The sequence below is a fragment of the Exiguobacterium sp. R-17 genome (genome assembly GCF_049913315.1).
Taxonomy (GTDB): domain Bacteria; phylum Bacillota; class Bacilli; order Exiguobacteriales; family Exiguobacteriaceae; genus Exiguobacterium_A.
Map to the genome: position 1 here is coordinate 1,014,764 of NZ_CP184372.1, position 12,932 is coordinate 1,027,695.

The following is a 12,932-nucleotide window of genomic DNA, read 5'->3' on the forward strand; positions in this document are numbered from 1 at the left end:
TTAGGAAGGTGTAGAATCACATGCTAGTAAAATATAAGAAGTTGAATGAACGGACCGCGATGGGGCTGATCGCCTTTTCGTGCGAAGTGAAGGATCCGAAGTATTTGCTTGAAACGGTTCAAGCCTATGAACAGGAAGAAGACCAACGCTTGTATTTGTACAAACAAGATGAGGATTTCGTCGGTGTCATCGGGTTTCAATTAATGGATGGCCATGCTGAATTGAAACATATCGCATTATCACCGTCTTTCCGTGGAGAACGGATGTCGTATCTCCTACTCGATGAAGCAGCCAAATTGCTTCGAACGGATATTACGGGTGCGACCGAAGAGACGCAACGCCTCGTCGACAAATGGAAAAATCAATAAAAAGACCGGTCCATGGCTCAGATGGACCGGTCTCTTCGGTTTTGTAGCGCTTCTTGCCGTGCAAGAACGACATCCGTACGATCACGCAAACGATGTTTATGCGTCACGTAGTCGAGATCAGGTGCTGTCGCTTCCAGGGCGACGGTTCGGATGACGTCCGGGAAGACTGGTAACGGAATGTGTCGATAGACCGGCTCCGTAAAGTGGTTCCGATAATCCAGCAAACAAGAGACGTCGATCCCGGACGCAATCAGTGTTGCCCGATGGCGTTCGATTTTATCAAATGCTTTCGCATATGTCCGCTGTGCCCCAGTCGTATTGCCGCGGCGGTGATGATAGCGGGCGACGGCCAGCTGGATCAGACCGACAAGCGCCTCGTCCTGGCGTTGTCCTTCTTGCCAGACTTCCTCTAAGATTTCATGGCACTCGAAGTAATCGTGCCGGATGTTGAATTCAAATACGAATCGCTCGATCGGATTCATGGAATCACCTCTTCCTTGGAATATAACATAGTCGAACCCACCAGTTGTATGGTATACTAAGGCGCAAAAAACGTTGATGGGCAGGGAGAATCATGGAATCATACAGTGTAAAGATGGATGCGTTTGAAGGCCCGCTGGACTTGCTGTTACACTTGGTTGGTAAATTAGAAATCGATATTTATGATATATCCGTTTCCATGGTGACGGATCAATATGTGTCCTATATCCGTGCGATGCAACATCTTGAACTAGATGTTGCTAGTGAATATCTTGTCATGGCAGCGACGCTGTTGCAACTGAAAAGCAAACAACTCTTGCCGATCGAACAGACGGAATATGATGAGATTCCCGATTTCGAGGAAGAACCGACACGAGAAGGTCTGATTCAACAGTTGATCGAGTATAAGGCATATAAGGAAGCAGCCCTCGTCCTGAAGGAAAAGGAAGAGGCACGCCTTGAGCTGTTCTCGAAACAACCAGAGGATTTGATGCGTTATCTCGATACGGACGCACAAGAGTATAATGGTACGTTATCACTAAGTGATTTATTGCGTGCCTATGAAAAAATGCGTCAACGGGAAGCTTGGAAGGTACGTCGTTCGAAGACGGTCAAACGGGAAGAACGGTCGCTTGAGCAACAGATGGAGTCTGTCGCCCGTTACGTCGCGACGCGTGAGCGTACGACATTCTTTGGCTTTTTTGTGGAGCAGCCGACGGTCGAAGAACTGGTCGTCAGTTTCCTCGCCGTCCTAGAACTCGTCAAGCAACGCGTCATTGATTGTGAACAAATGACCGATGACATTTTGTTGCGTAGCATGGTGAAGGAGGAGAGTCAGATTGGCGTATGAACAAATCATTGAAAGCTTGTTATTCGTCGTCGGCGATGACGGCATCGACCCACGTGGTCTTAGTCAAGCACTAGAGATCAGTGAAGCGGCGGCGCGTGAACAGTTACTGGCTCTTCAGACGACGTTCGAAGCGGAGCGACGGGTGTTGCAAATCGTGGAGTCAGGTGGCGTCTTTAAGATGGTGACACGAAAAGAGATGTCGCCATATATTCAGGCGTATGCGGGATCACTTGCAGAAGACTCCTTGTCTCGAGCAGCGATGGAGACACTCGTCATCATCGCGTACAAACAACCCGTCACGCGTGCTGATATCGAAGTCGTCCGTGGCGTCAAGACGGAACGCGTCATCCATACGTTAAGTGCAAAAGGTTTGATTGAAGAAGCGGGACGCGCCAAAGGCGTTGGTCGCGCGAAATTGTATAAGACGACGGATCATTTCCTGGACCACTTTGGTCTGAATAGTATTGAGGAGTTACCACCACTCGAGTTCGAAGAAACGTTCGAATCAGATGGAGATCTCTTCTTCCGGAATGATCCTTCATTAGAGGAGAGAGTGAATTAATGGAACGGTTACAAAAAATCATCGCACAAGCAGGTGTCGCTTCACGGCGTAAAGCAGAGGAATTGATCACAGCAGGTCGCGTTAAGGTCAACGGGAAAGTCATCACGGAGCTCGGAACGAAAGTTGGAGCGCGTGCTGAAGTCGAAGTCGATGGCGTCAAGCTCGAGCGGGAAGAACACGTTTATTACATGCTATATAAACCAACAGGTGTCGTCTCGACGGTTGAAGACGATAAAGGACGTAAGACGGTCGTCGATCTCGTACCACCGGGTCATCGTGTCTTCCCAGTCGGTCGTCTCGACTACAATACGAGCGGTCTTCTGTTGATGACGAATGACGGTGAATTCTCAAACCTTCTGCTTCACCCGAAGTATAAGGTACCGAAGCGTTACATCGTCAAAATCAAAGGCGTACCGGAATATTTCCACGTCAAAGGTCTTGAAAAAGGCGTCGTCTTGCCGGACGGCTTTAAGACAGGGAAAGCACGCGTCGAGATGCGTGACATCGATAAGAAGAAAAACACGGCTATCCTCGAAATGGTCATCTACGAGGGACATAACCGCCAAGTCCGTCAAATGGTCGAGACACTCGGTTCAGAAGTCTTGAAGTTGAAACGTGAACAGTTTGGTTTCTTGACACTGGCAGGTCTTACTTCTGGCGAGTGGCGTGAACTTTCAAAAAAAGAAGTCAATCAATTGCGTGAGCTAGCGGATCCAGCCGCTCCACCTACGAAAAGACGTAAGAACACAAAAAAACGTTAATTTGTAAAGCGAGAAGCTCATCCTCCGGGTTGAGTTTTCTTTTTTTGTGACAAAACGATTAACGAATTTCACATTTTATCAACGTTTAAGCGATTTCAAGTACAATATGGGTGGAGGCGGTAAAATATGAAAAAAACAAAACAAAATCCGGAAGAACGCTTAGCAGCGGCCCAGCAAAAAAAGAAGAAACGCTCCTTCTGGCGTCTGATGATCATGACGATGGTCTTGTTTGCAGGCGCAGTTGTCATCATGCAATTCGTCGATCAGGCGACACGCGATAAAAACGGACGTGTCATGGCAGGCGATGATGCTCCTGGTTTCGCGCTCGTCGATCTATACGGTGAGAAACAGCACTCAATGGATGAATACAAAGGAAAAGGACTTTTACTCAATTTCTGGGGTACATTCTGCGAACCATGTAAGAAAGAGATGCCTTTGATCAATGACAACTATCAGATGATGCAGGATCAAGGTGTCAATTTCGTAGCGGTCAATGTCGGAGAAACACCGGTTCGAGTCTCAAGCTTCATCAAGGATATCGGCGGAACGGATTATCCGATCCTCATGGATACGAATAGTTCGGTCGAGAAGGCTTACGGGATCTACAACTTACCTGTGACGTTCATCATCAACAAAAAAGGTGAGGTCGTCGAGAAATACGAAGGTGAGATTGATCAAGCGAAGCTGGAAGAGATGGTGAAGAAGGCGAACCAGTAACGCATCGAAGGGGGATTTAAGGATGCAGGAGCAAGAAGATTTTAAACAACTGGACATGCGTTACGAGGAAGCAGAACTTCGTTCGAAACGTAAGAATCCATCTTGGATCGACCGGGCATGGACGTTCTTCTCGTCCGTCAAGGTCGGGTTATGGCTGATCGGTCTGATCATCATCGCGAGTGGGGTCGGTACGATCTTCCCGCAAGAGATGTATATTCCGCAGGCAACACCACCGGAAGAATTTTATCAAAAAGAATACGGTACGGCAGGGGATATCTACTATACGTTAGGATTCCACAACCTGTTTGAATCATGGTGGTACATCGGATTAATCACACTGTTACTCTTATCGATCATCATCGTGTCGATTGACCGCTTCTTCCCGCTCTACCGAGCATTGAAGAAACAACCGGTCATCCAGTCGGACCGTTTCATGAATGGTCAGCGATTTGGCGCTGAAGCGACTGGAGACGTCAAAAAAATCGATGCGATCGCACCGTTACTTGAGAAAAAGGGCTATAAAGTTCGTCGGCAAGACGGGGCGCTCTTAGCGGAAAAGCAACGTTTTGGACGATGGGGTCCTTACATCAACCATATCGGTCTTGTACTATTCTTCGGAGGGGCGATGCTTCGGGTCGTACCGGGCATGCATGAAGATGAACTGCTTTGGCTTCGTGAAGGAGAAACATTACCGATCGAGGCGACAGACAACAAGTATTACTTGAAGAATGAGGCGTTCAACATCGAGTTCTATGATCCTGAGAAGGTGGACGCAAAATTCAAGAAATCACTTGAAGCAGCGGGCGGAAATGTACCGAAAAACTACGACACGAAGATGACGCTCTATAAAAGAGTCGGAGAGACAAGTGATTTCAAACCGAAACTCGAAGAAGTCAAATCAGGTGAGACGGCAGTCAACCGTCCATTCGAATTCGATGATTTCCAAGTCTTCCAAGAACAATACGCGGCAGATCCAGAATTTAAGACGATGTCGTTTAGCATCGTCAACCAAAAGACAGGTAAAGTCGTGGATACGATCAAGGTCGATTTACGTGAACCAAAAGAGACCTACAAGTTGAAAAACGGCTATGATGTCGAATTGAAGGATTTCTTGCCTGATTTCGTCGTCAAGGATGGACAGCCGACGACCAATTCTGGACGTCCTGTCAATCCGGCGTTCGTCTTTAATATCAAATCACCGGAGCACCCAAAAGGGGAGCGTAGCTTGATTGGTATCAAGCTGAATGTCGGTGGGGATGAGAACCAGTACAAGATGGCGTTTGCCGGTACGGAGCTCTCAAACATCTCAGGTGTCCGAATCAAGAAAGACTTGACGCTCCCATTCCTCTTTGCGGGTGGCATCATCTTCATGGCAGGTCTATTGATCGGGATGTACTGGCCGCACCGTCGTCTCTGGTTACGTGAGAAGAACGGTCGCATTCAGATTGCTGGATTTACGAACAAAAACGCATTAGGGCTTCAAAAAGAAGCCAATCTCGCGTTGACGGAAGTTGGTCTACCAGAACTTGAGGACCGACAAAAGTTGCGGGAAGAGGGGGAAGCTAAATGAACATGCTTCAGTTGAGCAGTAATCTGCTCCTAACGTCATTCATCGTCTACCTCGTCAGTACAGGTTTTTTCGCTGTTGCGACGAGTGGTAAAAAAGGTCCGACACGTTCTGGTAAGATCGCCTATACGCTCGCGATCATCGGTTTTCTTGCTCAGTTAGGGTATTTCTTTACGCGCTGGGCGGGTGCTGGACACGTTCCGGTCTCGAACTTATACGAATACACGACATTCTTTGGTATGATGATGGTCCTTGGATTCTTAATCGTCTATGCCATCTATAAAAACAATGTCCTTGGCTTGATTGCAATGCCGGTTGCCTTGCTCGTCATCGCTTATGCGTCGATGTTCCCGGATGAGGTCCAACCCTTGATTCCGGCACTTCAAAGTGTCTGGCTCAAAATCCACGTTACGACGGCAGCGCTCGGTGAGGGGATTCTCGCTGTCAGTTTTGCGACCGGATTGCTCTATCTGGTCCACGCGACGGATTTCAATAAAGAATCGAAAACACGGACATGGCTTGAGATCGTCATGTTCTCACTCGTTTGTGTCGTTGGTTACATCCTCGTCGGCCTCTTGTTCAAAGCAACAGGTTCTGCATCAACGATCGAATACGTCGCGAAGAATGGTGCGAAGATGACACATGAATACACGATGCCGGTTCTGACAGGTCCTGAGAACGGAAAAGTCTTATCTGGTTCAGGTGCCGTCATTGAATTGCCGAACTTCTTGAATGCGAATAAGGTCAATACGGTCTTATGGTCAGTCATTGGTGGGGTCGTCTTATATGTGTTGCTACGTTTCGTAGTTCTCCGTAAGCGTGTCGCAGAGAGTCTGAAACCAATCGCGCGGAAGATTGATCTAGAAACAGCTGATGAGATTAGTTACCGTGCGATCGCGATCGGTCTTCCGATCTTTATCCTTGGCGGATTAATCTTCGCAATGATTTGGGCGCAAATGGCATGGAGCCGCTATTGGGGCTGGGACCCGAAAGAGGTTTGGGCACTGATCACGATGCTCTTCTACGTGTTCTATCTCCACATGCGCATCCAGCGTGGGTGGATCGGTAAAAAATCAGCATGGTTATGTGTTGGTGGTTTTGCTGTCATCATGTTCAACCTGGTCTTCGTCAACCTTGTCGTAGCGGGATTACACTCGTACGCATAAGGAAAAGAAAAGCAGCGGATCCGGAAACGGTCCGCTGCTTTTTCATGTTTCTCTGACAAAAGAGTATCGTTTAGGGGAAATCAGCCAGTGCAAGCCATTCTTTTCGTTTCATAGTATACTAAAAGAGTAGTAGGATAGAGGAGTAGAGTTTAGTTTATAGGAGGAGACAGCATGTCAGAAGAAGCACGTATTTTAGTCGTCGACGATGAGGAACGAATTCGTCGCCTGTTGAAGATGTATCTGGAGCGGGAAAATTTCACGATCGAGGAAGCAGACAATGGAGAGACGGCGCTTGAAATGGCGCTTGAGACAGAATACGATGTCATTCTCCTCGACTTGATGATGCCGAAGATGGACGGGATGCAAGTTTGTGAAGAACTACGGAAAACAAAAGCGACGCCGGTCGTCATGCTGACGGCAAAAGGTGAAGAAACGAATCGCGTCCATGGGTTTGAAATGGGGGCAGATGATTATATCGTCAAACCATTCAGTCCACGTGAAGTCGTTTTGCGTGTCAAAGCAATCCTTCGCCGAGCGAGTGCAACGAAATTCCTCCATACGGATGCGAAAACAAAAGATGTCATCGTCTTCCCACATTTGACGATTGATAATGACGCACACCGCGTGACGGTTGAATCACAAGAAGTCAATTTAACACCAAAAGAATATGAACTCCTGTATTTCTTGGCAAAACAAACGGACAAAGTATTCTCACGGGAACAACTACTCAAGGAAGTCTGGAACTATGAATTTTTTGGGGATCTTCGGACGGTCGATACACACGTCAAACGTCTGCGTGAAAAGCTGAATCGTTTGTCTCCGAACGCTGCTCAAATGATCACGACGGTCTGGGGTGTCGGATACAAGTTCGAGAATAGTCCGACCTGACGATGAAATGGTTGCAAAGTGTAGTCATCAAACTATGGGGCACGATCCTATTGCTTGTCTCGGTCGTCTTGATCGCCTTGACGATCTTGTTACTTGAATTTTTCAACTCTTTTCATATCGAACAGGAGCGGGGGCACCTTGCAAAGCTCGGTCAACAAGTCGAGACCGTCTTTCAGGCGCACTCCGGTATTGAGGAAGGATCGAGTACTGCTGTCGAAATCACGGATATATATGGCGCGACATTAATTGCGAAGACCCAGGACGATTCTGTCGAAGCGAATATTTCACAAGCGAAAGCGAACCGGATCATCAAGGAGCTCGAACGTCAGAACTGGAAAGCGATCGATGGTGAAGAAGGTGAAACGGCAATCGGTAATTACGAGACCTTCGATGGAAAGGCGGCACTCGCGTATCGAGCACCGCTCATTACGGATAGCGGTAACGGAACGATCTACTTGATCGAACAATTGACGAACATCGAGCAAGCGAATGAAGGCGCACGTCAAATCATTCAGCTCTGTGTCTTGTTAGCGATCATCGGAACGACCGTCTTTGCTTTCTTCCTATCGACACGGATCACCGCACCACTACGGACGATTCGTCAAGCCGTCGTTGAGGCCGGTGAAGGGAAATTCGATCAAAGCCTGACGCAACGTTCACGTGATGAGATTGGTGACTTAGCGCTTGCCTTTAACGAGATGAGTAGCCAACTCAATCAATACGTCACGGATCTTGATAAGGAGAGGCATTTGCTCTCCTCGATTCTGCGCTGTATGGCAGACGGCGTGTTGACGTTCTCAAAATCAGGTGAGCTACTCGCGACGAATCCACCAGCTGAAGCATTTCTTGCAGGTTCTCCCGTACCGGATGAACTGATTGAACTGTTCCAGACAGTCATGAAGGAAGAGACGGAGATGACGGTTTCGTTTGAACGGGAAGGACGCTTTTACATCATCATCGTCAGTCCGTTACTCGAACAAGAAGAGCAGATCGGAGCGGTCGCTGTCCTGCGCGACATGACGGAAGCACAACAACTGGAGAAGATGCGGGCCGACTTCGTCGCGAATGTCAGCCATGAACTGCGGACGCCACTCGTCATGTTGCAAGGGTATTCGGAAGCGATCGTCGACGGGATGACGGAAAGTGACGAGGCGACGAAAGAATTTGCATCAATCATCTATGATGAATCGCAACGCTTGTCCCGTCTCGTCAATGATCTACTCGATCTCGCGCGGATGGAAGCCGGTTATCAGGAGTTACGGATTGAAGCCATCGAAACAGTCTCGTTTGCACAGCGAGTCATCAAGAAATTCAAACAAATGGGACGCGATAAGCAGGTCACTTTCTCGGTTTCCGGTCCGAACATCACATTTGACGCCGATCCGGATCAGATGGAACAAGTCTTGACGAATCTTCTTGGAAACGCCCTTCGTTATACGGAGAACGGAGAAATCAAGATTAAGATTGACGAAGATAGGGAAAACATTACATTATCCGTCATCGATTCAGGTGACGGGATTCCGGAAGAAGATCTACCTTTCGTCTTTGATCGTTTCTATAAGGCGGACAAGGCACGAACGCGCGGTAAGACCGGTACAGGAATTGGTCTTGCAATCGTCGCGAACGTCGTCCGTGCTCATGGTGGAGAGGTCGAAGTCGACAGCCGCTTAGGAGAAGGAGCGACTTTCCGAATCCGATTACCAAAAAAACAAAGGAAGCGAACATTATGAGTCGCTTCCTTTCGCTATAGGAGTGAATAAAACATGAAAATTTATACGAAATCAGGCGATGAAGGAGAAACATCCCTTGTCGGTGGGAGAGTCAAAAAAAATGATCAATTGATCAGCTTGATGGGAGAACTCGATGAATTGAATAGCTTCGTCGGACTTGCTCGGACCAAAGCATCATCGATCGAAGTACGAGAACAATTGACGGTCATCCAGCATGCGTTGTTCGACTGTGGCAGTGACTTGATGTATGTCGAACCTCGTCCATCACGGTTAAGTCAGGAAGCAACAGTTGATTTAGAAAGTTGGATTGATAGTTTAACGGAATTATCGCCACCACTCGACAAGTTCATCTTACCAGGCGGAACGGAAGCGGCCGCGACATTGCATGTGGCACGGACGGTCTGCCGTCGCGTCGAACGTTCGATGATCGATGTTCCCCAAGCGGCTCATTTGTTACCGTTCATCAATCGGCTCAGTGATTTCTTTTTTACAGCAGCCCGTTATGAGAATGCCGTTAACCAAAAAGCAGATATTGAATACGTTCGCAGTGCGCACGTGTTCAAACGAAAGGATGGAGAGTAATGAGTCAGTCATTTAGCACATGGAAAAAGGAAGGAACGAGCTTCCACCTCGTTCCGACCGATAAATTCAAGACGACGACGATCCTCGTCACGTTTTCAGCACCGCTAGAGGCGAAAACACTGACTAGCCGCGCGATTTTACCATACATCATGGAAAAATCGACAGCTGTTTATCCGTCGATGAAAGCATTACGTGAGCCACTTGAGACATTATATGATGCCGGGCTTTATGCGGACGCGTCGAAGTTCGGAGAAGAGCACGTCATCTCGTTCCAACTTGATGTCGTCCGTGGAGAACTCGTCCATCACCCGTCGTTATTAAAAGAAGCACTTGAATTGCTAGAGCAAATGGTCTTGTATCCAGACTTGACGGAAAGTGGTTTCCGCGAACAGTTCGTCAAACAAGAAAAGCGACTGCATGCCTTACGAATCAGCTCGCTATACGACGATAAGATGCGCTACGCACAGCAGCGTCTCCTTGAATTGATGGCACCAGGTGAAGCCGTTTCGTTACCATCGCTTGGGACAATCGAAGAACTCGAACGGATTACTCCATCGTCCTTGCGTGATACATACCGTTCGATGATCGAAGACGATCGAATCGATGTCTTCGTCGTCGGACAGGTGACGAAGGAGGAAATGGAAGATGCGTTGTCCTTCTTGCCATCGCACTCAGAAAAAGTCAGCCATTACATCCCTGCCCAAAAACCGGTCAATGGTGTGAAACGGTCGAGCGAAACGCAACCGATCAAACAAGGGAAGCTGCACCTTGGTTACCGGGTAGCGGTCGATCCGACGTCTGCCGATTCAATCCGGATGCAAATCGTCAACGGTCTGTTCGGTGGATTCCCACATTCGAAACTGTTCATGAATGTCCGTGAAAAAGAGAGTCTCGCCTATTATGCGGCTTCACGATATGCGGCATTAAACAGTGCACTCTACGTCTATGCAGGGGTTGACACAAAAGAAGCGGAACGTGCCGAGAAGATCATCCTAGAGCAACTCGTTGATTTGAAGGCGGGGCAGTTCACGGATGAAGAATTGACACAGACGAAGGCGATGTTGATCAATGCGCGCCGTCAAATTCTTGATCAGCCGGGGCAATTGATTGGCTGGTTGAATGGTTCGAAGATGCGTGGACTGACACTTGAAGATGAGATCCACATCATCGAGACGACGACACGTGAAGACGTCGTCCGATTAGCAGCGGCAATCGACCTTGATGCCGTATATCTATTGCGAGGTGAAGCATGATGGAACAACTGACTTATCACGATACAGACGAAACGGTATACCACGAGCAGCTCGATAACGGCTTATCCGTTTATCTGTTGCAAAAAAAAGGATACGAAAAGACGTATGCGACGTTTACGACACGTTATGGTTCGATTGATCAACGATTTAAAAAAGGAGAGGAATGGATCACGGTACCGGACGGCATCGCCCACTTCCTCGAGCATAAGATGTTTGAATCCGAAAAAGGGGACGTCTTCCAAGAATTCGGTCGTCTCGGTGCCTCAGCGAACGCCTTTACCTCGTTCTCACGAACAGCGTACTTGTTCTCAGCCACGTCATTGATCGAACAAAACCTCGAGACATTGATCGATTTCGTACAAGATCCCTACTTCACGCCGGAAAGCGTTGAAAAAGAGAAGGGAATCATCACGCAAGAAATCCAGATGTATCAAGATAATCCGGGATGGCGCTTGTTCTTCGGTCTGATTGAATCAATGTATGCGACGCATCCGGTCCGAATCGATATCGCAGGAACACCGGAATCAATCAATCAAATCACAGCCGATGACCTATACACGTGCTATCGCACGTTCTATCATCCATCGAACATGGTATTGTTCGTTGTCGGAAACATCGACCCGGAAGAGACGCTGGCATTGATCAAGGCGAATCAGGCGAAGAAGGATTATACGGATCGTCCAGCGATCGAGCGGGATTATGGTCAAGAACCGCACGGCGTGCATCGTCCACGTCTCGAACTCGAGCTCGACGTCAAGACACCGAAGGTATTAATCGGTTACAAGGACGAATCTGTCCGCGGCGAAGCACAAGTCCGTCGTGAGTTGACGAGTGAATTATTATTGCACCTCTTATTCGATCAAACATCATCGACGTATTTGGAATTGTATGAAGACGGTCTGATCGACGATACGTTCAGCTTTGATTACTCGAGTGAGGAAGAGTTCGCCTTCGCGACGTTCGGCATGGAGACAGAGGATCCAGACAAGTTTATCCAAGCGTATGAGACACTTCTGCAAACGCGTCCTGACTTCACGAAAGACGAGGTCACGCGCAAGCGGAACATGATGCAAGGGAAATTCCTCCGTGCCTTGAATTCACCGGAATTCATCGCGAATCAGTTCTCGCGTCACGCACTTGCCGGTACGAATCTGTTCACGCTTCCGACATTGATTGCTTCGATTACGAAAGAAGAGATCGAAGCCCGTTTCGACGAGTTGTTCGCCATTGAAAACCGGGCGATCTCAATCGTCAAACCGTACGCGTGATGCGAATCCTCATCACCGGTGCGAGTGGCGCCATTGGTCTTGCGGCAGCAAAACAACTTGCTGCCGCCGGACATGAATTGGTACTTCAGACGTATCGACAGCAAGCGGTTTTGGAACGGATGATAGAGGAGTGGCAAGGAGAGCACCACATCCTGACGGCGAATTTAGCGGATGATGAGGACTTGCAGGCATTTTGTACGGCGTTACCTGTCGTCGATGCCTTCGTCCATTGTGCCGGAACGAGTTATAGCGGTCTGTTGCTCGATCAATCGGCAACATCAATGAGTGAACTTTGGAGAATACATGTCGATGCGTTGATGCGCATCAGTCAAACCGTGACGCGGACGAAACCGTTTACGTCGCAGCTGGCGATCGTCGTCATCAGTAGTGTATTAGGGGAACAAGGTGTCGCGGGTGAAGTTGCCTATTCGACGTGCAAGGCAGCACAGCTGGGCTTCGTCAAAGCATACAGTAAAGAACTTGGACCAATGCATGGACGCATCAATGCGATTACGCCAGGATGGATTGATACGCCGATGAACGCGATTTTTTCTGAGGATGAAAAGGCAGAAGCGATTGCTGAAATCCCTGCCGGACGATTCGGAAAAGCAGAGGAAGTAGCTTCCGCGATCCGTTACTTGGTGCAACCAGAATCGAGTTATGTGTCGGGAGCCATCCTTAAAATAGATGGTGCGTGGATGTAAGCATTGGAATTTCAGTTCAGGAATGCTTTTCATTTT

Annotated in this window: 14 protein-coding genes; 13 read left to right on the forward strand and 1 reads right to left on the reverse strand. The window is 48.3% G+C overall.

The genetic code is table 11. The features are described from left to right. The first annotated feature begins 20 nt into the window (after positions 1–20). The gene (locus ACN9MT_RS05260) at positions 21–368 is read left to right on the forward strand and encodes a GNAT family N-acetyltransferase (RefSeq protein WP_023467684.1); all 348 of its coding nucleotides are present in this window, start codon (positions 21–23) and stop codon (positions 366–368) included. Between the two features lie 17 nt (positions 369–385). Here the strand turns inward: ACN9MT_RS05260 and ACN9MT_RS05265 are convergent, their stop codons facing one another. Then, entirely contained in the window at positions 386–850 is a 465-nt protein-coding gene (locus tag ACN9MT_RS05265) for a DUF309 domain-containing protein (protein WP_426272912.1), read from the reverse strand. Between the two features lie 92 nt (positions 851–942). Between ACN9MT_RS05265 and ACN9MT_RS05270 the strand changes: the two genes are divergently transcribed. From ACN9MT_RS05270 to ymfI, 12 genes are all read left to right on the forward strand, one after another. After that, positions 943–1,698: a segregation/condensation protein A gene (locus ACN9MT_RS05270; protein WP_035408886.1), complete on the forward strand. Its 756-nt coding sequence runs from the start codon at positions 943–945 to the stop codon at positions 1,696–1,698. Further along, positions 1,688–2,260: an SMC-Scp complex subunit ScpB gene (scpB, locus tag ACN9MT_RS05275; RefSeq protein WP_214855249.1), complete on the forward strand. Its 573-nt coding sequence runs from the start codon at positions 1,688–1,690 to the stop codon at positions 2,258–2,260. The genes ACN9MT_RS05270 and scpB overlap by 11 nt, the downstream gene beginning before the upstream one ends. Continuing rightward, complete coding sequence (locus ACN9MT_RS05280; protein WP_023467688.1) at positions 2,260–3,021, forward strand: pseudouridine synthase; 762 nt, start codon at positions 2,260–2,262, stop codon at positions 3,019–3,021. Before scpB ends, ACN9MT_RS05280 begins: the two co-directional genes overlap by 1 nt. A gap of 126 nt (positions 3,022–3,147) precedes the next feature. Continuing rightward, entirely contained in the window at positions 3,148–3,738 is a 591-nt protein-coding gene (locus ACN9MT_RS05285) for a redoxin domain-containing protein (protein WP_035408882.1), read from the forward strand. 22 nt (positions 3,739–3,760) lie between these two features. Then, positions 3,761–5,308: a cytochrome c biogenesis protein ResB gene (resB, locus tag ACN9MT_RS05290; protein ID WP_081780387.1), complete on the forward strand. Its 1,548-nt coding sequence runs from the start codon at positions 3,761–3,763 to the stop codon at positions 5,306–5,308. After that, positions 5,305–6,471, forward strand: a complete 1,167-nt coding sequence (gene ccsB, locus ACN9MT_RS05295; protein WP_035408879.1) for a c-type cytochrome biogenesis protein CcsB — start codon at positions 5,305–5,307, stop codon at positions 6,469–6,471. The genes resB and ccsB overlap by 4 nt, the downstream gene beginning before the upstream one ends. A gap of 171 nt (positions 6,472–6,642) precedes the next feature. After that, positions 6,643–7,359, forward strand: coding sequence for a response regulator transcription factor (locus ACN9MT_RS05300; protein WP_035408876.1), 717 nt, complete (start codon positions 6,643–6,645; stop codon positions 7,357–7,359). A gap of 2 nt (positions 7,360–7,361) precedes the next feature. Continuing rightward, on the forward strand, positions 7,362–9,089 hold the full coding sequence (locus ACN9MT_RS05305; RefSeq protein ID WP_290755436.1) for an ATP-binding protein: 1,728 nt from the start codon (positions 7,362–7,364) through the stop codon (positions 9,087–9,089). A 33-nt stretch (positions 9,090–9,122) separates the two neighbouring features. Next, entirely contained in the window at positions 9,123–9,671 is a 549-nt protein-coding gene (locus tag ACN9MT_RS05310; RefSeq protein WP_426272913.1) for a cob(I)yrinic acid a,c-diamide adenosyltransferase, read from the forward strand. After that, on the forward strand, positions 9,671–10,924 hold the full coding sequence (gene yfmF / locus ACN9MT_RS05315; RefSeq protein WP_426272914.1) for an EF-P 5-aminopentanol modification-associated protein YfmF: 1,254 nt from the start codon (positions 9,671–9,673) through the stop codon (positions 10,922–10,924). The genes ACN9MT_RS05310 and yfmF overlap by 1 nt, the downstream gene beginning before the upstream one ends. Beyond that, on the forward strand, positions 10,921–12,192 hold the full coding sequence (yfmH, locus tag ACN9MT_RS05320; protein WP_426272915.1) for an EF-P 5-aminopentanol modification-associated protein YfmH: 1,272 nt from the start codon (positions 10,921–10,923) through the stop codon (positions 12,190–12,192). Before yfmF ends, yfmH begins: the two co-directional genes overlap by 4 nt. Next, positions 12,192–12,896, forward strand: a complete 705-nt coding sequence (gene ymfI / locus ACN9MT_RS05325; RefSeq protein WP_056060433.1) for an elongation factor P 5-aminopentanone reductase — start codon at positions 12,192–12,194, stop codon at positions 12,894–12,896. The genes yfmH and ymfI overlap by 1 nt, the downstream gene beginning before the upstream one ends. Positions 12,897–12,932: the final 36 nt, after the last annotated feature.